Raw genomic sequence first — 21577 nt, 5'->3', positions numbered from 1 at the left:
GGGACCGTGAACCGGCGGCCTTTGGTGGGCGAGCTTTTCCTCAATATAGCCCGTGCCCCGGCGAAGGCCGGGGTCCAGGGCGGCCGGAAGCCGCCGTCACGCTATCACGCTCTGGGCCCCGGCCTTCGCCGGGGATCAGGCTGGATGTTTCCGGCCTTTCCTCATTTCCTCTGCGCCGCCAGCACGCGCAATATATTGCCGCTCCACATCTTCGCGATATCGGCGTCCGAATAGCCTGCGGCCTTCAAGCGCTCGGTGACCTTGGGCAGCGCCGAGATATCCTCGATCCCCGGCAGGCCGCCGCCGCCGTCCCAGTCGGCACCGAAGCAGATATGATCGACCCCGCCGACCGCGATCGCCCGCAGCACCATCTTCATATAGGCCTCGAAATCGGCGGCCCACATCTGTTCGCTCTTGTCGAGTTCGCGCCAGCGCCGGGTGAGGTCGGCCTGTTCGGCGGCGGTCATCTCGCCGATATGTTCATATTTTCCGAACAGCTCGGCGCGCGCGGGCGTCATGTTCATCTCCGACAGGAAGATCGTCGAGAGGCACATCGCGCCACCCTTCGCGGCAAGCGCCTTCAGCCGCCCCTCGTCGAGGTTGCGCGGATGATCGTGCGCCGAGCGCAGGCTCGAATGCGAGAGCAGGATCGGATATTTCGACAGCGCCAATATCTGGTCGAAGGTGGCGTCCGACGAATGACTGGCGTCGATGACGATGCCAAGGCGGTTCATTTCCGCGACCCATTTTTTGCCGAGCGGGCTGAGGCCGTTCCAGCGCGGCTTGTCGGTGGCGCTGTCGGCGAACTGGTTGTTCTTCGAATGCACCGGCCCCGCGAGCCGCACGCCCTTTTTGTAGAATTCATCGAGCAATGTCAGGTCTTCGCCGAGCGGATAGCTGTTCTCCATCGACTTGAAGGCGATCAGCTTTCCCGCCTTGTCGAGCCGGCGCGCATCGTCGGCGGTCAGCGCAGGGCTGATCGCGTCGGCGTGTTTGGCGATCATTGCGTCGATCAGGTCGGATCGCTTGCGCGCAAAGGCCAGCGCATCGGCATAGCCCTTGGCATCGAGCGGCCCCTGTTCGGTGTAGATCGCGAAAAAGCCGCCATCGAGATTGCCGTCCTTCATGCGCGGGATGTCGAGTTGCGACAGGTCGGTCGCGAGGCTGTGGCGGTCGGCGAAGCTCCACTCCGCCCGATCGAAATGGAGCGGGGTGTCGAGATGGGTGTCGAGCACGAGCATCCGGCTGTGCAGCGGCCGCTCATCGGTCGCGCCCTTTTCCTTGGTCGCCGTGCAGCCCGCCAGCGCGGTGGCGGTCATCAACAGAACAAGGCGCTTCACTTCGCCCCCTCCACCGGCTTCAGGTCGAGATCGTGATAATCCCAGCTGAAGTCGGCGATCTTGCTCACCGCCTTCATCGTCACGCCGCTGACCTTGCCGTCGGCGTCGAGCGCGAAGGTGACATAGGCGGGCTCGATCGCGGGATCGTCAAAGTCGGTGACGAAGCTGTCATATTGCCAATGCTTCAAACGCCCGACCATGCGCGGGGTCGAGGTGAAGTCAATGGTCAGGCCCTTGGGCGTCGATGCGACGACGATGTCACCATACCAGGGATCACGGTAGCGCCCGGCGTAGCGCGCGGGGTCGAGCGACGGCCCGACCTTCGCAGGCGTCGCCTGCGCCTGCTTCAGATATTCGACGCCGCCCGCGAGCCGCTCCTTGTACCAATCCTGCCATTTTGTCGTCCAGCCATAGTCGGGCTGGTCGAGATAATGGTCGATCAGCTTGAAGGTCAGCCCCAGCAGCATCCCGCTTTCCTCGCTGTTCATCATGATCGCGAAGCCGACATTCTTGTCGGGGATCATCACGACGCGGGTGATCGATCCGAACACGCCGCCGCTGTGCTGGATGATGCGATGGCCACGATAGTCCTGCACCTGCCAGCCGAGCGCATAGGCCTGCTGCATCGGCTGCGCGGGTTTGAGCGCGGCGGGCAATTCGGTGATCGGCATCGGCGTCACCGGCTTCCACATTTCGGCGGCTTGGGCTTCGCTGAACAGATGTTGGCCATTCGGCAGTGCGCCATGCGCGAGCTGGATCTTGAGCCAGGCGGCCATATCGTCGGCGCTGAGCGCCAGCCCGCCCGCCGGCGCGCCGTTGCGGCCGAGTTCGTCGCGCTCGTCGAGCGCCTGCTGGTCGCCGAGCCCGCGCAGCGGCCCGTTCAGCCGCGCGTGCGGCCACGACCGGTTCGGAATGCGGAAACGATCTTCGCTGTCGCTTGTCGCATTCTTCATGCCCCCGGGGCGCAGCACGCGGTCGCGCATGAAGGCCTCCCACGTCTGCCCGCTGACCTCTTCGATCAGCTGCCCCGCCACCGCATAGAGGATATTGTCATAGGCATAGGCCGAACGGAAACTCGTCTGCGGCTTGAGGTACGCGACGCGTTCGACCGTCTGCTTGCGCGTCAGATGCGTGCGCGGGACGAACATCAAATCGCCCTGCCCCAGCCCCAGCCCGCTGCGATGGACGAGCAGGTCGCGGATCGTGATCTCGCGCGTGACCCAGGCGTCGTACATGCGGAACCACGGCATATGCTTGATGACGGGGTCGTCCCAAGCGATCTTGCCTTCGTCGACGAGGATCGCGAGCGCGGCGGCCGTCATCGCCTTGCCGGTCGAGCCGGTCTGGAAGATCGTCTGGCCATCGACCGCCCCGCGCTCACCGATTTTGCGCTCGCCCCAGCCGCGCGACAGCGTCGTCTTGCCATCCTCGACGATCGCAATCGACACGCCGGTAGCGCCGATCTCCTTGCGTAGCGCCTCGACCTCGGTCGCGAGATTCTTGGGCGGCTCGGCCCAGGCGGGCACCGCAGCGGTGGCGAGCAACGCAAAGGCGAACAAACGGACGTGTTTCATGACACGGTCTCCATGGGGGCAACAGGGGAAGGACGCAGCAGGCGCCAGACGCCGATGGTCAGCAACGGCGCGACAAAGACGGCGAGGAACAGCCAGGCAAGGAAGCGGTAGCCGCTGGCGATCAGGTCGACGAGGCCGATGCGCCCCGCGACGAAGATGCAGCCCGCGAGGATCACCGCGCCGATCACCGCGCGCGCGGCGGCGGTCAGCGGGGCGCGCCCACGGCTCTCGACCGCGCCCGAGATACGCTCGTTGATCGCATGCACCGCGCCCGCGCCGCTTTCGAGCAGCGCCGCGAAGATCATGACCTGGAAGATCACATGGAACCCCGGCACCGTCATCTGGCGGAGCAGGAAATCCGACGGCAAGGTCTCTGCGCCGATCGCGGGATAGAAGGCCATCATCGCGACGAAGAAGAGGATCGCGGGCAGCATCGACAGCGGCCCCGCGATCAGCCCCGCGACCACCGCGTCGCGCTGGCTGGTCAAATGGCGCAGCACCGGCAGGATCACCACCGCGCCGACGATATTATAGCTCGCATAAGTGAGCCCGCCCGCCATCCAGTTTCCCGACGGCGGCGGCGCGCTGGCAAACCCCTGCCCGATCAGCCCGCCGAAACTGGCGAGCGCGATGACCAAGAACAGGCCATAGACGGTATAGAGCAGGATCGAGACATATTTGAACATCTGCTCGACGACGCCGGTGCCCCATGCGACCACCGCTGTGATCGACACGCCGAGCAGCAGCGACCCCGTCCATTCGGGCCAACCGAAGGTCGCGGCGCCGATCGCCCCCGCCGCGGCGCCAAACACCGCGAGGATCAGCACGACGAAGATCAGATAGGCAATCTCGAACGCAATCCAGCCGGGACCGAGAAGTCCCTGGAAGAAGGCGCGATAGTCATAGGCGCCGAGCTTGCGCGCGAGCGCGAAGGTCACCGCCGCGACGAGGCTCCACACCAAAGTCGCGAGCAGCATCGCGGCGAGCCCGCCCCACGGCCCTGCCGGCACGAAATATTCGGCGAGCTCGCGCCCGGTGGCATAACCGCCGCCGATGATCACCGCCTTCAGCGCGAAGCCCGGGAGCAGGAAGCGCTGGAACCAGCTCGACGTCCCGGCTGGTTCGGCGGCGCTCATGCGAGGCAGCTGTCCACGAGCGCGGCGAAAGCCGCGCCGCCACGGATGGGATCGGCGACCGGCAGCCCGAGCCGCCGGCTTTCGGCCGCCATCAAGGCTTCGGCCGCATCGGTCCCCAGGCTCGAGGTGTTGAGGCTGATCCCGCCGCAGCGGATCGCCGGATTGGTGCGGCTACCCAGCCGGATCGTCAGGTCGATGACCTCCTCGACCGTCGGCAGCGCAAAGCTTTCCATGCCGAGGATCACCGTGCGCGACGGATCGTGGCAGACGACGAACACATCGGGCTGGCTGCCGTGGAGCAGGCCGAGCGACACTGCGGCATAGGCCGGATTGAAGATCGACCCCTGCCCCTCGATCAGGTCCCAATGGTCGGCGGGCGCATCGGGGCTGAGGATTTCGGCCGCCCCGGCCTCGAAGTCCGACACCACGGCGTCCATCGGGATGCCACCGCCCGCGATCATAATGCCGGTCTGGCCGGTCGCGCGGAAATCGGCGTCGAGCCCGCGCTCGACAAAGACGCGGTGCAGCGCGAGCGCAGTGTATTTCTTACCGAGCGCGCAGTCGGTGCCGACGGTGAGCAACCTTTTGCCTGCCCGCTTGCGCCCGGTGCCGATCGGGATGTCCGACGGCGGACTGCGCACGTCGATCAGCCGTTGCCCGGTGCGCCGCGCCGCCTCGGCCAGCGCGGGCACGTTCGCCAGCCGGACGTGCAGCCCGCTGATGATGTCGAGCCCCGCCTCCATCGCGTCGATCAGGATCGCGACCCAGCTTTCGCCGATCACCCCGCCTTGGTTGGCGACCCCGATCACCAGCGACCGCGCGCCCGCCGCCCTGGCCGCTGCGGGGTCGAGCCGCGGCAGGCCGGTGGTGACGGTGCAACCGGCGGCCGAAAATTCGCCGACGCAGCGGTCCGCCGCCCAGTCGGCGAGTCCGAAAGCGGTCTTGGCAAAGCTCGCCTCGGTGGTGTCGCCGAGGAACAGCAGATAGGGCTGCGGCAGGGTCAATCGGTCGGACAGGCGTCCGGTAGGGGCGTTCATTTGGTTCACTCCGGTCGCGTCAGAAGGACAGGTCGAGCGCAACGCCGATCGTCCGCGGCTGCAGCGGCGAAATGGCGAGGAAGCTGGGCCGGTTGAGTCCGTCGGCCATCGTCGATCGCGCCATCTCCCCCTTGTTGTCGAGCAGGTTACGCGCATAGGCGCGCAGCGTCCAATGGTCGCTGAAGGTCAGCGACGCATTGAGATCGACCGACGTATAGGGTTTGGCGAGCGCGGTCAGCGGATCGCTCTCCACCAGCGAAAAGCGGTTTCCGGCATGGCGGACGCCGGCACCGAAGCTGCCCTTGGTACCGCCGCCGAGCTCGAATTCATAGTCGGCGCGCAGCGCGCCGCTGAACTTCGGCACCGCCGGCAGGCGGTCGCCGTCGACGCCGCTGATTTCGGGGACATCCTCGCTGAGCGTCGCGTCGGTATAGCTGCCCGTCGCGGTGATCGTCAGGCCCGGCGCGGGGCGCAGCAACATCGAACCTTCGATGCCCTTGCTCGTCGCCTTGCCGCCATTCGCGCCGCCCGACACGCCGCCAAAGGCGCGCACGACCTGGATGTCGGTCCAGTCCATCCAGAAGAGCGCGACATCGACCGACACCAGGCGGTCGGCGAAATCGGCCTTCAACCCGAGCTCGTAATTCTTCATCCGGTCGGCATCGACCGTCGGCGGAACATTGGGCACGATGACGTTCGGGCCGCCCGGGCGATAGCCGGTGGCGATGCGGGCATAGAGCATCGCATCGTCGTTGATGTGGAATTGCGGGCTGATCGAGTAAGTGAAGACATTCTCGGCCGATTCACCCGGATCGTTCGCCTGCGGCACGATCGCGCCCGAGCTGATCTGGCGGAAGGTCTGTTCGTTGCGTGCCCAGCGCAGGCCACCGGTAATCTCGAACTGGTCGGAGAAGCGGAAGGTCGCGTTGGCGAAGGCGGCATATTCCTTGTACGTCGCGGGCAGGCCGACGATGGCGAGCGGATCGAGCGGCGCGATCGGGTTGCCGGCCATGTCGAACGACCGGACGAGCTGGGAATTGCTGGTCGTTTCGTCGGTGAAGAAGCCGCCGATCAGCCATTCGAAGCGCCCGCCACCCGGCGAAGCGAGACGCAGTTCCTGCGTCCATTTTTCCAGCCCGAGATCGAGGTAGAAGGGCGTGATGCCGGGCGCGATCGCGCCGCCGGTGAGCAGCGGGAACAGCACGCCAAAGGCATAGCTCGCATCCTGGACCTGCCGGCTCTGCGTCTTGCTGTAGGTGGTCGCCGAGGTCAGCGACGCGGCGCCGAAATCATAGTCGAGCGTGGCCGAATAATAGTCGAGGTCGATGTCGTAGGATTCGGGAACATAATTGTTGAACGAACGCCCGTCGCCGAGCCGGTTGCCGGCGAGGTCGGCAGCGTAAAGGCCGTTGCCGTCCGAATCGAGCGACTGCCAGATGCCCGCGAGCTTGACGCTGAATTCAGGAGTCGGTTGCCACAATAGCGCGACGCGGCCGCCGCGCTGTTCATAGTCGTTCTGATCCTTGAGCGCGGCATTGTTGACGCTGTCGACCCAGCCCGGCGTCTTGCGCCAGGCGAAGCTCGCCGACATCGCGAGCCGGTCGGTGACGATCGGGACATTGACCATCGCCTGCGCGCCCCAGCCGAGTCCGTCGCCGCCCTTGATCGCGAAACCCTCGACCCCGGCGCGCACCTTGAACGCGCTGGTGTCGGGCTGGACGGTGACATATTTGACCAGCCCGCCGATAGAGCTGGCGCCATAGAGCGTACCCTGCGGCCCCTTGAGCACTTCGATACGCTGGAGGTCATAGGGCATGAGGTCGATGGTGAACGCCCCCGCGCGGTTGTAGATCGCGCTCGATCCGACCGGCGCCTCGTCAAGATAGATGCCAACCGTCTGCGCCGAGTTCAGCGGTGCGACCCCGCGCAGCGTGATCGTGGTCTGGCCCGGCGTGCCACTGTTCGACACCTGCATGCCGGGAACGAAGCCCGCATAATCGACGAGCGACGCCGCACCCTGTTCCTGCAGCGCCTCGCCATCGACGACGCTGATCGAGATCGGCACGTCCTGGACATTCTGGACGCGCTTCTGTGCGGTGACGACGATTTCGCCCGCCGCTTCCACGGCGCCGGCTTCCTGCGCCGCTGCCGGCATCGCGGCCATCAGTGCGGCCATACTTCCTGCGATAAAGAGACCCTGTTTCATCGTCTTACCCCCAGACTTGCGCGAGCAGGCGGCGGAAATTGCCCCCCAGCACCGCGGTGATGTTTTCGTTGGAATAGCCCCGGCGGATCAGTTCCTCGGTCAGGTCGAAGACCTTGAGCGGATGGTCGAAGCCGTCGATGTCGATCTTGTCGCGAAAGCCGTAGCTCGCCTTGTAGCCCTGCTTGAGCAGCGCATATTCGTCCGGCTTCATGTCGTCATAGCCGTTGAGATCGGCGTCCGAGCCGATACCGACATGCTCGATGCCGGTCAGCTTCGCGACATGGTCGATATGGTCGGCCATATGCCCGACGTTGGTCGGGTCGGTCAACCGCACGAACATCCGCACCCCGGTGATGCCCATCACCCCGCCCTTCGCGGCGAGCGCCTTGATCGCGGCATCGGTCTTGACGCGCGGATGGTCGACCAGCGCGCGGGCGTTGCTGTGGGTGATCGCGATCGGCCCCTTGGCGATGTCGATCGCGTCGAGCGTCGTCTTGTCGCCGCAATGCGAGACGTCGATCAGCATCTTCGTCTTTTCCATCTCGGCGATGATCGCGGCACCATAGTCGCTGACCCCGCCATCGACGCGCTCGGTGCTGCCCGACCCGATCATGTTCTGGCTGTTATAGGTAAGCTGCGCGCAGCGCAGACCGAGGCGGCGGAAGGTCGCGACGTCCTCGATCTTTTCGAACTGCTCGGCGTTCTGGATGCCCATGACGACGGCGCATTTCCGGTCAACCTTAGCACGGTCGAGGTCGTCCACGGTGTCGACGAGGGTGAAGACATGGCTGTTGCGCCCGGCAAAGCCCTGCCAGCCGGCGAGGAACTCCAGCCCCTGCGCGCGGGCGTCGGGGCCGCCGAGGCCATAGGCGTTGTGGAAACCGGTGATGCCGCTCGCCCGGAACTCGGCGGCTTCGGCGTCGGTCAGCCGATGCGCGACATAATCGGGCGACATGGTGATCTTGAGCGGCGCGAGCATGTCGATGACGAGCGACGACGCGACCAGATCGACGGCGCGGCGCGAATAGCTGCGCCCCGGCGCGGCGGCGAAGGCGAACGCGCTCCGGCCGATCATCGGCGCGGACAAAGCGGTGCCGACCGCGCCGGCGACGAGTGCGCGGCGCGTCAGCGGGAATGACGTCTTCATTCCACCCTCCAACTCACGAAGTTTACAATTTCAAGACTATTGTCCTAATCAGAGAATTGTCAACCCAAATAGGACATCCTCACCTTCTAACCCCAAATTTCTTCCGGACAATGGATCCGCCCGCCCGCGTAACGCACCCCCGGATCGCGATCGGTCGCGAGGAAGGTCGGGCCGTCGAGATCGACGATGTCGCACAGTTGCCCCAATACGAACGACGGCGCCATCGACAGGCTGCTGCCCATCATATTGCCGACCATCACGTCGAGCCCGAGAAGCTTTGCCTGCCGCGCGATCGCCAGCCCCTCGGTCAGCCCGCCGCATTTATCGAGCTTGATGTTCACCACATCGAAGCGGCCGACGAGCGACGCGGTATCGGCGAGCGTCACCGCGCTCTCGTCGGCGACGAAAGGCAGCGGCCGCTTCAATCCGTCGAGATCGGCTTCACGCCCGCGCGCAAGCGGCTGTTCAAGCTGCGCGACGCCATTCGCAACCAGAACCGGCAGCAACTCGCGCAGCGTCGCGATGCTATAGCCCTGGTTGGCGTCGACCCCGATCCAGGCGTCGGGCCGCGCGGCGCGAATCGCTTCAACGCGCGCGATGTCCTCACCCAGATCGCCGGTCAGCTTGACCTTGACCGGCGCCTCCGGATCGAGCGCCAGCGCGGCGCGCGCCATCATCCTCGGCGCGTCGGCACCGAGCGTCAGCGTCGAAAGCAGCGGCTGCGGCGCCGCCAGCCCGGCGAGGTCCCACACCGTTCTGCCCGCCTGTTTCGCCTCGAGCTCCCAGAAGGCGCAGTCGATCGCGTTGCGCGCGCCGCCTGCGGGGAGCAACTCCTGCAATTGCTCACGGGTTACCCCGGCCTCGATCGCCCCGCGGACGCGCTGCGCCTCGCCCAGCATATGGTCGATGTCGTCGCCGAGATAATAGACCCCCGCCCCCTCGCCGCGCCCGCTGTGTGTGCCATCCGAAATTTCGGCGACAAGCAGCGCGGTCTCGGTGAAGACATGCCCCGAAATGCGGAACGGCTGGTGATAGGGAAAGCGCTCGACCCGAAGGTCGAGCGCCAGTTTCTGCTTGCCCATCGTCGCCATCAATACACCATGTTGAAGCCATAGAGGTGGAAGGCGAGCGTGACCCACACCAGTGGAAGCGCCGCCAGCACGAGCAGCACCGCGCCGAGCTTCATCGTCCAGCGACGCTTGCCTTTGATGCTCTGTCCCAGATGCCACAGCGCCGTGACCAGCAGCCCGAAGGTCGCGAGCGGCGTCAGGATACGCAGCAGGTGGATCAGCCAGTCGAGCGGTCCGCCGATGCTGCCGATATCAGCTGAGAAGGCCATGATCAGCCCGATCCAGCCCGCGAGCGCCGCGAGCACCAGCCAGGCGAAGAGCCGCGACAGGCGGTAGGCGCGGCGCGCCTTCCCCTCGAGCGCGAAGTCGGCCTTGAAACTGCGCCGGACCAGCGCGCGCACCGGCCAGGCCAGTGCGGCGAGCAGGACGATGCCGAGCGCGAAGATCAGCGCCGGGTTGAGCCAGGCGGCGTTGGTACCGGCCGGCGCGGGTTCGAACACCATGAACGGCGAGCCGGCATCGACGCTCCACCGCGTGACGCGGCCGTCCTTGACCTCGGCGGCGAGCCGCTCGCCGGTGCCGGTGTCGCGCCATACGAACGGCTCGACTTCGACCCAGTCGCGCGCACCGGCGCCAAGGCCGTCGAGCGCCGGCAGCGTGATCTTGCCATCTTCGGTCAGCCCGATCGTCGCCTGTCCGAGCAGTCCGAACAGGCTCATGAAATTGGTGAAGCTGCCGCGGCTGCTTTCATAATTTCCGACCATCATCTGCGCGTGCGCGGCGGCGGTCTTTGCGTCGACCGTTCCCGGCTTTTCGGTGCTGGGCAGGTAGCGGTCGGCGAATTTGTGGAACAAAGCGCTGCGCACCGCACCCGCGTCGCCCGCCTTACCGGGGCTGTTCATCGAGATATAGACGCCGATGTCGGCATCGGGGAACAGCCACAGATAGGAGTGGAACCAGACGGTGTCGCCGCCATGCGCGATCGCGCGGTGGCCGTTGACCCATTGTTCGTAGAAACCGAGCGCCATGCTGTTGAGCGGGCCGACGCCGGGCGCCTTATAATCGTGCATCATCTTCGCGGTTTCGGGCTTGAGCAGCCCGGCGCCGTCGTTGAGGTGCGCGATCATGAACTTCCCCATGTCGGCGCCTGACGCCGACAAGCTGCCGGCCGGCGCGGGGATCACCATTTCGAACGGCTGCGCCTTGCCGGTCACGTCGGGATAGCCCTTCGACATATGCGCCTCGAGCGCCTTGGGAAGCGGCTGGCGGAACGAAGCGTGCGTCATGCCGAGCGGCGCGAAGATATGCTTTTCGACATAGCTGTCGAAATCCTCGCCGCTCGCCCGCTCGACGATATAGCCCGCGAGCGCGGTCGCGTAATTGGAGTAAGCCGGCGTCGTGCCCGGCGCAAAGACGCGGTCGGGCAGCGCCAGCGGCATCTGCTTCTTCAGCGTCATGACCGCCTTGGGATCGCTACTGATCAGGTAACGCACCGATTCCTGAAAACCCGCAGTGTGCGTCATGATGTTGCGCAGCGTGATCGGCTTGCCCTGATAGGGCGGAATCTTGAAATCGAGATAGGCGTTGACGTCCTTGTCGAGATCGAGCTTGCCCGCCTCGACCTGCTGCATCACCGCGGTCCAGGTGAACAGCTTCGACACCGAACCGGGACGGAACAAGGTGGTTTCGGGCAGCACCGGCGCGCGCTTGGCGACGTCGGCGAAGCCATAACCCTTTTCCAGCACGACCTGGCCGTCCTTGACCACGACGACGACCGCTCCGGGAATGCGCGCGCGTTCGATCGCATAGGGGAGATAGCCGTCTAGCCAGGCCTCAAGGTCGGCGCGGTCGAGCGTCACCGGCGCGGCGGCGGTTTTGGCGGCAGATGTCGCGGGCACCGCGACCTTCTTGGCGGGCGGCGCGACCGCCGGCCCCTGCGCCATCAACGGCACCGCCGCGAGCGCGGCCAGTCCGATCATCAGCTTGCGAACAAAACGCATCGCGACCTCCCTTTTGCTGGCGCCCTCACTTAACCTTGCAGCGAGCCGCGCGACCCCTTACCAAGGGACCAACAACTGTTAGCCCAATAGGGACATAATGATCCTGATTAGAAAATTGTCAAACGGCTTGTGGCAACGCTGATGGCGAACCGGACAAAGCCCCCCACGCTGGGCGAGGTGATGCGCGGCATAAGGTCGCGAAATCGCTGGACACTCAAGGAGATGAGCGCCCAGTCGGGTATCCCCGTATCGACGCTGTCGAAGGTCGAGCACGACCGGCTGACGCTGAGCTATGACAAGCTCCAGCAGCTCAGCCAACGGCTCAACATGCGCATGTCCGACCTGTTCGCCGAGGATTCGGAGGACGCGTCGCCGCGCCCGACCGGCCGCCGCAGCGTCGGCACGATCGACAATGCCGTGCGCGTCACCACCGACAATTACGACTATCACTACCTTTGCACCGACCTGCGCCAGAAGCGCATGATCCCGATCCTGACGCGTATCCGCGCGCACAGCGCGACCGAATTCGGCGAACTGGTCCACCATCAGGGCGAGGAATTCATCTACGTCCTCGAGGGCCGGATGGCGGTGCACACCGAATATTACGACCCGGTGGTGCTCGAAGTCGGCCAGGGCATCTATCTCGATTCGTCGATGGGCCACGCCTATGTCGTCGCCGAGGGATGCGAGGAGGCACTCGTCCTCGGCGTCTGCTCGAGCGCTGACGACGGGCTCATGGATTCGCTGATGAGCCTGCACGGCGAAGGCGAAGGCGGCCTTTGAACGACCCTGGACGTCTCACGTCCATAGGCGCGGCACGCGGCCGCCGCGTACGCAAAGCGAAGGGAAGAGCGACAAACCGATGAGTGCGCCCCCCAAAACGAAGCTCGCGGTCGCGGCGGAGGAGGAGATGGCAATCCGCGCCGCGGTTCGCGCCGCCGACCTTTCCCTGCTCGGCGCCAGATATCATCTGGCGGACGCGCGCCATATCGAGGGCCTGATCGCGCTGCTGTCCGATCCCGCCGTCTCCGATCCGATCTATGATCTGCCAAGACCATTCACCCACGATGTCCTGTCGGCGTGGATTTCCGATGCGCGCGACAGGCAGGCGCGCGGCGAAGCGATATTGGCGGTCTCGGTGGACGAGGATGGGGACGTCGCCGGATATTCCTATTTCACCGTCTGGCCCGAGCGCTCGGCGGCCGAACTCGCCGGGGCGCAGCGCGCCGATGGACAAGGCCAGGGCCGCGGAAAAACAGGCGCCGCGCGCAGTTTCGGCTGGATGTTCGACCATCTGGGCGTGCGGTTGATCGGCCTCACCGCGGCCATGGACAATCTGCGGTCGGCGCGCGTCATCGAGGCCGCCGGATTCCTGTCGCAGGGCGAAAGGCGAAGCGTCCGACCCGACGGATCGATTCGCGTGTCCCGCTATTGGGAACTCGCGCGCGAACAATGGCGAAGCCGCGGGCAAACCGGCGCTTGACCCGGCGCGGCTGACGGCTTCGAGGAGGTCGGCGGCTCGGTTATCACACGACAACGGGATTCGGGGGATCGGCATGACGGGACGGGACACGCGGACGCGAGGCGGTTTGCTGGCCTCCAGCCGCACACGGCCGGCGATCGCGGCGACGATCGCGGTCGGCGGCTTGCTCGCCATGGGGTGGTATATCGTCAGCGACCGGCAGGAGCCGCAGGCCGCAGCACCGCTCACGATCGATACCGTCGTCACGGCGCCTGCGGTCCTCACCGGCGGCACGTTCAAGCTTCCCGACGGCAGCGGCGTCACGCTGACCGATGGCGCGGTTCTGGAAAACAAGTTCGACGACCAGCAACGCCGCGTCCTTCTCTTCGGCGGTCATGCCCGCTTCGACGTCGCGCACGACGCCACACGCCCCTTCATCGTCCTCGGAGCCGGCTCGAGAACCACCGCCCTCGGCACGATCTTCGAGGTCGACCTCCGCAACAGCCGCCCGCGCGTGTCGCTGATCGAAGGGGCGATCGAGGTCGCCTCGCGCAATTCCGACCGCAGCGTCCGGTTGCAACCCGGCGAAACCGCCGAGGTCGTCACCTCCGACGTCCGGATCCTGCCTTCGATGCGGTCCGCGGCCGGCCCGGTCGCGATCGACGCCGACAGGATGCCGCTCGGCGATGTCGTCGCCCGCGCCAATACCGTGAACGCCGTGAAAATCCGCCTCACCGAACCCGCGCTCGAAACGATCGAGGTCAGTGGCCGTTTCGATCTTGCCGACCCCGCCGCGCTGGCGCGTGAACTCGCCGCGAAACTCGATCTCGGGGTCGAGATACGCGCCGACGCCATCATCATCGGACCCGCACCCAAAAAACAGCGGGAATAGACGGCCGCCGCCCTCCTCGGCATCACCGTCCGAACCGCCCTTTCTTCGGGTCATCGCGCAGGCTGCGGCTGCAGTCGGCGGCCATGACCGCTTGAATATTGGCGGTCGTGCACGACCGGCAAAACCGCCCGATGCAGTCCAACCAGATTCTGCGCGACGATGCTTGTCTTCGCCCCGACGCGCTGATAGAGGCGCCCATCGTTGCCGCTTTAGCTCAGTTGGTAGAGCACATCATTCGTAATGATGGGGTCACAGGTTCGAGTCCTGTAAGCGGCACCACCACCTTCAGCAGGGAAATCCGAGACGTAAGGCCAAAGGGGCTTTCGCGTGGGACGTTCTTTGGGTCCTGTTTGGGTGGCTTTGGGCAGGAAGAACGGCCCGACCCACGCTATACCCTGTCGAAATCCAGCTATCGGTTGGAAGTGCTGGCCAAATTGCCGTTTAGTGCGAGCGAACGGCTCATGCTGGCCGCTAGCGGGCTGTCTGCTTTTCGCGGAAAATCGATTAAAGCAGACATCAGTCAGACCGCTGCGCGGCACGGGATGTTGCATCGCAATTCCACGATGGAAAAATCGGATCGCATGCTGATGGACTCAAGGATCATGCAGGAATGCGACGCTCTATTCTTGCGGCAATCGGAAACTCCCGGTCTCCCGCATCATATCGATCGCATCTCGGGCCGCTATCTTCGCACGGCTGCGAGGTAAGCCTCGGTGACGCAAGACAGAAACTGTGTGCTTAAGGAAAATCTTGTCCCAAGTTGGACGAAAGCCCGTGTCCGGTACCTCGACTACAACCCGATGCCTGTCAAAAGTAGTCCTTAACCGATCGCCGCCCCTTCCTGCCTGCAGATACAGCCCTCTAACTTTCAAAATTTGTTCGACGAGAATCCCATGATTGTCGGATAGTTGAAATCCGATGAGCATTTTCATCACCAAAGGCCGTTCGACAGTGAGCATCAAAACCACCATCTCGCGATCAGGCATATATGCCCATTGGACGCGCACATCACCTGGTGGAGAGGTGGCATGCACTCGAATATAGTCCTCAATGTCGGCGCGGTTGCTCGTATCTAAGATCAGCACTGGGATCATTCGGCCATCGCCCACATTGGCTGCGCCAATTATGCCATCGCCGGCGATGGCCACAATGTCGGCGCTAGGAAGGTATATGGTCGTGGGTTTCTTGAACCTACCGAACACCGGATCGCTCCGAAATCAGCAACGGCGTTACCCAAGCCAATTGGCTGTGGCTGTCAGTCAGTTCAACAACGTAGGATTCGACGGTTCGCGCCCTCAAAAGCGTGTGTCGATGACGAACCGACACCATCCCGCTACGGTTTCATGGGCTTCGATGAGCCGGGGCACCGAGAAGTCGTTCTCCCTCTGAATTTCGGCAGCCGGGATACGGGCGGCGACCGTGGTTCCGTCGATCAATCGATAGGAAATGCCTAACTCGATGCGCGCAACGGCATTGGCAGAATCGCTCGTATTCCTGACAGCGATTCGAATGTGATAGGTGCGCTCAGAGGTGGTCTCGCCCGTCGAATAATAGCCTTCAAGATAATCGGGTACTAGCGCGGGACGGCGCCGCCGCTCCTGGTCGTGGGCTAAGGCATGCCGCTTCCACGAGAAAAACAGGCTGGCCGCAGACATTATCAACGCCGCGATAGCTACTAGTGCGGTGGCTTGGTCAGTCCAGAGAGGGCCAGTAGTTATCATTTCCTACTTCTAATCCATGAACTTTCTTAATCGAAGGCGCCTACAAGTCTCGACGGTGCGCGGCGGCTAAGCTTGACTAGACGATGGCGATCTATCTGCTATTCAGTATTGAGTTGTAAAAAAGACTCTCAAGCCATTCCATTATCTACATTGGCTGAAACTCGTACCAAGCGAGTTTGAGTTCGCGCAACGTCTCGAAAACTTTGTCTCTTACTCGATTTTTGTCCGGCGTGACATCGAGCATCCCCAGCGTCCCCTGTGCACGTTGAAGAAAAGTGTCCGCATCGGGACTTCCTTGCCGCGCCCGCCAGTGCGCTGCAGCGGCCCGCAATCGATCTGCGTAATCGTAGGGCGGGATACCCCGGACCGCCGCCTGATCCAAAACATGTGCAACGGCCTCGTGGATTTCCACCAGCTCAGGTGTCCGTTCCAGCCTGCCTTCCGCGACATAGCGCATAGCAAGCTCTGTTCTTCGATCCAGCGCCTCACCTCCGCGCTCAATGCGACCAATTGTCTCGCGCGACACACTGATCGCCGCACCGAAGTCAGCCTGCGACAATCCACTCGCTTTTCGTAGTCGCCTTGCCTCCACGCCGTCCATCACCCGTTCCCTTCGATAGGAAAAGTCGGTCATCATGACACTGTTTATAACCCAAAAATGTCAAAAACTCCCAATCCGAATACCTATCGATTGATCAAGGCAGACTCAACGGCTTCAATAAACCCGGCCGGGAATCGTAGTCCGCCTTCTCGCGCACGACCAATATATCCGCGCAATGCACGCTCCGAGAGCCGCTTCCAGCTTTGATCACGAAAAAGTCCAATCGAAGGAACCGGAACGTCAAGAGGTCTCTCGCTCGCATCTACGGCAAAGTGTCCGTCAGTGTTCCCGAACGCAGCATTGGGCCATTTGGATGTGGCGGTCAGACTTCGCGAACCTAGGGGCAGCATATCGCCGGGCTCTTTAATCCTGCTTGCAAGCCAACGCGCTGCTGGAACTGAAACAGCATTGCCAACCATGGACCAACGCGGTGATCGGGCGACTCCGAATTCCACATCAGTCCAGCCGCGCGGAAAGCCTTGCAATTCTTCGCAGGATTCAATGCTTGGCGTTAGGACTTCACCGTCAGGGAAAAGAACAGCTGGCACCGAAGGAATGCCGATCCCGGACGCGATCTTCAATGGCGGTATGCCATCAACCGCAAGTCCCATACCCCGACGACCTTCGGTCCAATAGAAGCCAATCGGCTGATCGAGAGTGGGGATCGGCTTAGCGACGGGCCCAGCTTCGTCTGCGAAGAGCACGCCTCTGGGATCGATAGTGGTACTTGCGACTAGAAAAACACGGCGGCGGCGCTGCGGCAAGCCGAAGGATGTCGTATTAACGACCCGGTAGGCCCAGCTATAGCCCAGTTCCTCAAGATCTCCGACGAGCGACTTCATCGCGGCGCCACGCCCGAGATGAAGCATGAAGTAGACGTTCTCTATTACAAGCGTCGGCCTCCCTCCCGCTCTCAGCAATTCAAATAAGTGCCTGATATCGCTAGACTTGCTACCAGATAATCCTGATTTGTCTCCCGCCATACTAAGATTCTGACAAGGAAATCCCGCTGTTACGATCTTCGTGTTGGCTGGCATTTTATCCAGATCCGCCACGTCCGCGTGTATCTTCGCTCGCGGAAATCGCTTCTCAAGGACCAGTCGACAGTAGTCATCCTTGTCCGCCAGCAATGACGGCTGCATTCCGATGTCGTGAAAGCCAAGTTCGAAACCGCCGATGCCGGCGTATAATCCAAGAATAGAATTTCTCATTTCAAAAAAGCCGGATCGACTCGGACAAGGGAGCGTGAAGAGATACTAGGGGGTATCGCTTAGTGGCGAGGTGCTGAAAGGCCCGGGCAACCCGGGTCAATCTAATTCGTTGAGCGCGGTGATGCCCGAGCAAACCATTTCGGTTTTTGTCTACAACGCCTTGCCATCCGCTCGGCCACAGTTCGAACAGCAGCATTTCCAGAACATCACTCGGAAGGAGAAGAACACTTGGAAAGCGCGGAAAAGAAGTTCGGCCATCTACCTGCGCATGGCTGAAACAATGCATGACCTCCGATTGCGGTTCATTCCCGCCGGCGCATAAATCGAAATGATATTTGCCGGCGTCAGATCCATTCCGTCGGATAACAACATTCGTACCGCCGCGAGCGGCGCCAACCAGCGTCGGATCGTCGGTGCGCTCACAGATCCAGAGAAATGTAAACCGCGCGCTGACTGCGTGGGCTCCGCCTTGCCCTTGATAGGAAGTCGATTCCTCTGTTTCGACAACCGGGTCGATTGTCCAACTGAAGGGACCGGGCCGATTAGACTGGAACCAGGTTTCAAGTTCCTGCGCAGCCATGGTCAACCGCTGGTCGTCACGGTTTTTCAGAAGTGGACGCGCCGAAGCGGATAGGCGACGCAACTCCTGCGCGACAGCCAATGGTCGAAACAGCACTGTCATTCGTCGGCAGGGGCGTCGAGAAGCGGCTGATCGGATGGATCGATCATGTGTCGAAACCACGGTGCCGAGGCGGCTTCGGTGATCCGCATCCAAGGCTCTTCGCACTGCGGCGGCCAGCCCCGTGGTCGGAGCTGAACACATTTTGAAGCGGGGGCAATTCCAGCGTCAATCATATCGCCGTTTACGATCGCCACCGGGTCGCGCTCGCGCAGCAACGCAACGTCATCGCTGCCCGACAATGCCTGCAGAACCTGCTTTTTGTCCTGGCCTTCGCGAACGGCAATCGCGACGGTTAGCGACGCATCCGCGACACCGGCCGCCCACCAACGCCGTGGAAAGAGACTTGCGGCGGGGCCACGGTATACTGCTTCAGAAAGGGCTCGGCTCCAATCCGTAGCGAGATCTCGAATGAGAGCGTTAAGCGCGTTTGGCGTAACACCTAGGCGGGTCGCCACTTGGTCGTCAGACAGGAACGCGCCCGGATATGGCAAGGTCTCGTGGATCAACCAGCGCACAGCCGAGACAGGCCCCCGAAAAGTTGCTGCATTGCCCATCGCCTCCGAAACCGGCGGGCGGGCGCGTTCCACTGATGAGATCGCTGACGCCCGCCACGCTAGATTTGCCCCAAGGCCAAGAAACGCAACCAACTCGTCGAAGCTAGCACCATTAGCTCCAAATTGGATGCGCGCAGCTTCCTGCGCGAAGGCCAACGAAGAAATTTTAGAGGCAATAATCGCCTTTTCGTCGCCGTTTTTCGCAAAGAGCCACTCGACGTCCAAAACCGGCGCAAGGTGCGCTTCGCGTCCTACGAAGCTTCCACCGATCGGCCGTGCGGGTCCCACCGCGGGCACCTCCTTATCGAACAGATCAGGCTGGGTGGTGAAGATCGCAACGCACGGCAGCTGTCGGCCAGAACGTCGCGCCTCAGCTCTTAGCCAGCCAACTAGGCTGCTGCCATCGAAGACGGCAGGCGTCGCGCCGGGTTGCTTTCCCAAATTCTCGTCAACGAGGATTAGATCCCACAACTCATCGAGGCGGTCGCTGAAATCGTCATCGTCAGGCGTGCTGACGGCCAAGTCTGCCGGCAGCGGAACAAAGGTTCTCGCTTCTGCCTCGGACATCGTGTCGTCGATAATCCACACTCTCATCGACGCGGCCATCTCAATTCAATTGCCGTTTTGAAACCCGCGCTCGGTTTCACAAACTGAATTACGCCGCCGTATTCGTCCATGAGGCTGCGCGAGACAGTCAACCCTAGGCCCATGCCCTGGCCAAGATTAGCATCAACTTCGGAGGTCGTGGAACGAAACGGCTCGAACCATCGGTCCGCAGACTTCGCATCGACCGCAATCCCAGTGTTTTCAAAGCAGATTATTACTTCATCGTCGGTAGCCCGACCTACGGCGCGAACCGATCCAGGGGTGCCGGCGAATTTCACGGCATTGCTCAGCAAGTTTGAGAACAAGGCTGCGGCTTCCGCTGGAAAGATTGGCGGCGACACAAGTGATGAGGGAATGTCATTGACGATCACGACACCTCGACGTTCTGCTGATGCCTGATAGAATGCCGCCACTGGTTCGAAACGGTCACGGAGTTTCAGGCGTGATCGACGCTTTCGACCTTCGACGCCGGTCATCTCCGAGAGGTATATTCCGTTTCGTTTGAGTCTTTCACGCAGTTCCTTGGCGTCGCCTGCTAGCGCACGAAGGGCACGCTTCTCCGGACCAATCGGCACCTGCCTCGCGATCCGGTCTAGCCCATCGGCGACGACCTCCGCTGTGGCCCCCAAGCCCAATATCTCGTGGATGAAAGCAGCCTGTTCCAGTCCGACGGAAGCAAGAACTCTGAACATAACCGCTTCGGAAACATCATCGCTACTGATCTGATCGGCCTCGACCACCACTTCTTCTAGTCGATCCAATTGTTCTGCCGCGGCGCGCGAGTTGCCTGCGGCAGTGAGCGTCTTCATCTCCCTGACGATAGACACTGCCTGCTGATGCAATTCTCGTGCATGAAATGCGACTGGAGCCGAGCCTTCATCAGCTCGTGCGACGATTGCACGGCGCCGTTTTGCGTCGACCTTGCGGTGCTGCACGATATCTGCGCTCGCCATGCGCCGCTGACGCACTTGTACGCCGACTGCCCAGCGAACGACATCGCTGACGAAGTTCCAGCGGGGCCCGGGAAGGAAGCCTTCGCGGTTTACCAACATTTGGAGCTTGGACGAGCCTTCTCGCGTCAGGAACACCGCGCCGAAATAATGAGCGTTGCCCTTAATAGTTAGGCCTTCTCCCTCGTCTCCTTCCGGAACCTCCCATCCCGTGAAGCGTCGCAATCTCCCCTGTTCGCCCTTTCCGCGGCTCCGATATTCGGAATCGAGTTCAAGCCAATCGTCGTTCGGATCTCCGTATGGAGGAATCCTAAATCCCTCCAAATACACCCTTATTCCCGCGTAGGCGCGTGTCCAAGGCGTTCCATCTTTCTCGAAAATCCGGGCAGTAAACTGAACTGCGTCATCGGATTTCGGAATGGGATAGTCTCCACGCCAACCCTCAGCGTTCTCATATTTTGAAGCGCGCCTCGCGGCATTGGTCGGCTCCACCGCAACCTTCACGTTGCCGCGCGCTGGATCGCAGTCGATCTCGATCACCCAATATGCGGCCTCGGAAACAGCCGGGACTTCGGACGCGCTATCGCGAAAATCGCCCGAATACTCGATCTTAAACCCCGGATCTCCGGTCGATGTATCCCGTATTGTCGGACTTGCGAACAGCAGCTTGGATGAAACAACGCTCTTCGGCAACGTCTCAATTATCGGTTCAGCAGGGACAAGCGTGGCCACGTCACGAAAGAACGCGTCAAATTCGCGCGCTCCCCAACTGCGTCTCGGGCGGCGCAGGACGAGCTTCGTGCCGGCCTTCTTTGCTGCGCCAAGGGGTTTTGTTTCCACCGCATTGGTACCCTCGATGTCGTCAAGGGTCTCCAGCTTCTCGATCTCATCCCAATCTATATGTGCGGCGACGCCCTGGTCCGACCGCAGCCCCTCGACAGGATCGAGTGGGGCGCCGTCCCAATGATGGGAGGTGATGTGGAGGTCGGAAGCAAGCTTATGCGCGGCGAGCCGCCCCACGCCCTTTTCTCCGGTGAACCGCCGCTTAAACAAAGGGGATTTATGCTGCCCCTCTGTCTTTGTCCGGCCCGCGATTGTCAGAAACCCCTTTTCAAAGGCCTGAACCGTCATTCCCGTGCCGTCATCTTGAATTGTGATAACGCCGTCGGCGTCATTCAACCGCTCACCATGGACGCGGACGAGCCGCGAATCGGCATCGTAAGCATTTTTGACAAGCTCGACCATGGCCGTGCTGTCTCGACCCACGAGTAGCTCGCCCAACTCCCGAAAGAGTTTGGTATCTACAGCGAATTTGGCCAAGTCACCCCCGAATGGCCCGCCCCGACAATGGACCTACCAAAAAAAATGGCATTATAGCCATTTGGATG

The 21577-nt window shown here is 62.5% G+C and carries 18 protein-coding genes and 1 tRNA gene; 4 read left to right on the top strand and 15 right to left on the bottom strand.

Features of this window, described 5'->3' with window-relative positions; translation table 11 throughout:
• Positions 1-161 precede the first annotated feature (161 nt).
• The 8 genes from EEB18_RS16765 to EEB18_RS16730 all read right to left on the bottom strand — a co-directional run bounded on the left by EEB18_RS16765 (position 162) and on the right by EEB18_RS16730 (position 11510).
• Positions 162-1340, bottom strand: coding sequence for a dipeptidase (locus tag EEB18_RS16765; protein WP_187140271.1), 1179 nt, complete (start codon positions 1338-1340; stop codon positions 162-164).
• Complete coding sequence (locus EEB18_RS16760) at positions 1337-2914, bottom strand: serine hydrolase (protein WP_187140270.1); 1578 nt, start codon at positions 2912-2914, stop codon at positions 1337-1339. The genes EEB18_RS16765 and EEB18_RS16760 overlap by 4 nt, the downstream gene beginning before the upstream one ends.
• Positions 2911-4050, bottom strand: coding sequence for a hypothetical protein (locus tag EEB18_RS16755; protein ID WP_187140269.1), 1140 nt, complete (start codon positions 4048-4050; stop codon positions 2911-2913). Before EEB18_RS16755 ends, EEB18_RS16760 begins: the two co-directional genes overlap by 4 nt.
• Positions 4047-5087: a DUF1611 domain-containing protein gene (locus EEB18_RS16750; protein ID WP_187140268.1), complete on the bottom strand. Its 1041-nt coding sequence runs from the start codon at positions 5085-5087 to the stop codon at positions 4047-4049. The genes EEB18_RS16755 and EEB18_RS16750 overlap by 4 nt, the downstream gene beginning before the upstream one ends.
• 19 nt (positions 5088-5106) lie before the next feature.
• A complete protein-coding gene (locus tag EEB18_RS16745) occupies positions 5107-7263 on the bottom strand; it encodes a TonB-dependent receptor (RefSeq protein WP_187140267.1) in 2157 nt (718 codons plus the stop codon).
• Positions 7264-7297: 34 nt separating this feature from the next.
• Positions 7298-8440, bottom strand: a complete 1143-nt coding sequence (locus EEB18_RS16740; RefSeq protein ID WP_187140266.1) for a dipeptidase — start codon at positions 8438-8440, stop codon at positions 7298-7300.
• A gap of 86 nt (positions 8441-8526) precedes the next feature.
• Positions 8527-9531 carry a dipeptide epimerase gene (locus EEB18_RS16735; protein WP_187140265.1) on the bottom strand — a complete coding sequence of 335 codons (1005 nt, stop codon included), beginning with the start codon at positions 9529-9531 and terminating at the stop codon, positions 8527-8529.
• Entirely contained in the window at positions 9531-11510 is a 1980-nt protein-coding gene (locus tag EEB18_RS16730; RefSeq protein WP_187140264.1) for a serine hydrolase domain-containing protein, read from the bottom strand. Before EEB18_RS16730 ends, EEB18_RS16735 begins: the two co-directional genes overlap by 1 nt.
• 222 nt (positions 11511-11732) lie before the next feature.
• Here EEB18_RS16730 and EEB18_RS16725 point away from each other — a divergent pair, with 222 nt between their 5' ends.
• The 4 genes from EEB18_RS16725 (at position 11733) to EEB18_RS16710 (ending at position 14143) form a co-directional block, all read left to right on the top strand.
• A complete protein-coding gene (locus tag EEB18_RS16725; RefSeq protein WP_262407970.1) occupies positions 11733-12293 on the top strand; it encodes a helix-turn-helix domain-containing protein in 561 nt (186 codons plus the stop codon).
• 79 nt (positions 12294-12372) lie between these two features.
• Positions 12373-12993 (top strand): GNAT family N-acetyltransferase, encoded by a 621-nt coding sequence (locus EEB18_RS16720; RefSeq protein WP_187140262.1) that lies wholly within the window; start codon positions 12373-12375, stop codon positions 12991-12993.
• Positions 12994-13066: 73 nt separating this feature from the next.
• The gene (locus EEB18_RS16715; RefSeq protein ID WP_187140261.1) at positions 13067-13864 is read left to right on the top strand and encodes a FecR family protein; all 798 of its coding nucleotides are present in this window, start codon (positions 13067-13069) and stop codon (positions 13862-13864) included.
• Between the two features lie 203 nt (positions 13865-14067).
• A tRNA-Thr gene (locus tag EEB18_RS16710) sits at positions 14068-14143 on the top strand.
• A gap of 341 nt (positions 14144-14484) precedes the next feature.
• Here the strand turns inward: EEB18_RS16710 and EEB18_RS16705 are convergent.
• From EEB18_RS16705 to EEB18_RS16675, 7 genes are all read right to left on the bottom strand, one after another.
• Complete coding sequence (locus EEB18_RS16705; protein WP_187140260.1) at positions 14485-15012, bottom strand: hypothetical protein; 528 nt, start codon at positions 15010-15012, stop codon at positions 14485-14487.
• 147 nt (positions 15013-15159) lie between these two features.
• The gene (locus tag EEB18_RS16700) at positions 15160-15519 is read right to left on the bottom strand and encodes a hypothetical protein (RefSeq protein ID WP_187140259.1); all 360 of its coding nucleotides are present in this window, start codon (positions 15517-15519) and stop codon (positions 15160-15162) included.
• Between the two features lie 211 nt (positions 15520-15730).
• Positions 15731-16222, bottom strand: coding sequence for a helix-turn-helix domain-containing protein (locus EEB18_RS16695; RefSeq protein ID WP_222943111.1), 492 nt, complete (start codon positions 16220-16222; stop codon positions 15731-15733).
• Between the two features lie 47 nt (positions 16223-16269).
• The gene (locus EEB18_RS16690; protein ID WP_187140258.1) at positions 16270-17397 is read right to left on the bottom strand and encodes a DNA cytosine methyltransferase; all 1128 of its coding nucleotides are present in this window, start codon (positions 17395-17397) and stop codon (positions 16270-16272) included.
• Between the two features lies 1 nt (position 17398).
• Positions 17399-18058 (bottom strand): hypothetical protein, encoded by a 660-nt coding sequence (locus EEB18_RS16685; protein WP_187669019.1) that lies wholly within the window; start codon positions 18056-18058, stop codon positions 17399-17401.
• 17 nt (positions 18059-18075) lie between these two features.
• Positions 18076-19239 carry a hypothetical protein gene (locus tag EEB18_RS16680; protein ID WP_187140256.1) on the bottom strand — a complete coding sequence of 388 codons (1164 nt, stop codon included), beginning with the start codon at positions 19237-19239 and terminating at the stop codon, positions 18076-18078.
• Entirely contained in the window at positions 19224-21509 is a 2286-nt protein-coding gene (locus EEB18_RS16675) for an ATP-binding protein (protein ID WP_187669018.1), read from the bottom strand. The genes EEB18_RS16680 and EEB18_RS16675 overlap by 16 nt, the downstream gene beginning before the upstream one ends.
• Between the last annotated feature and the right edge of the window lie 68 nt (positions 21510-21577).

Source organism: Sphingopyxis sp. OPL5 (assembly GCF_003797775.2).
Lineage (GTDB): Bacteria > Pseudomonadota > Alphaproteobacteria > Sphingomonadales > Sphingomonadaceae > Sphingopyxis.
This window is presented reverse-complemented; position numbering and strand designations above follow the sequence as displayed.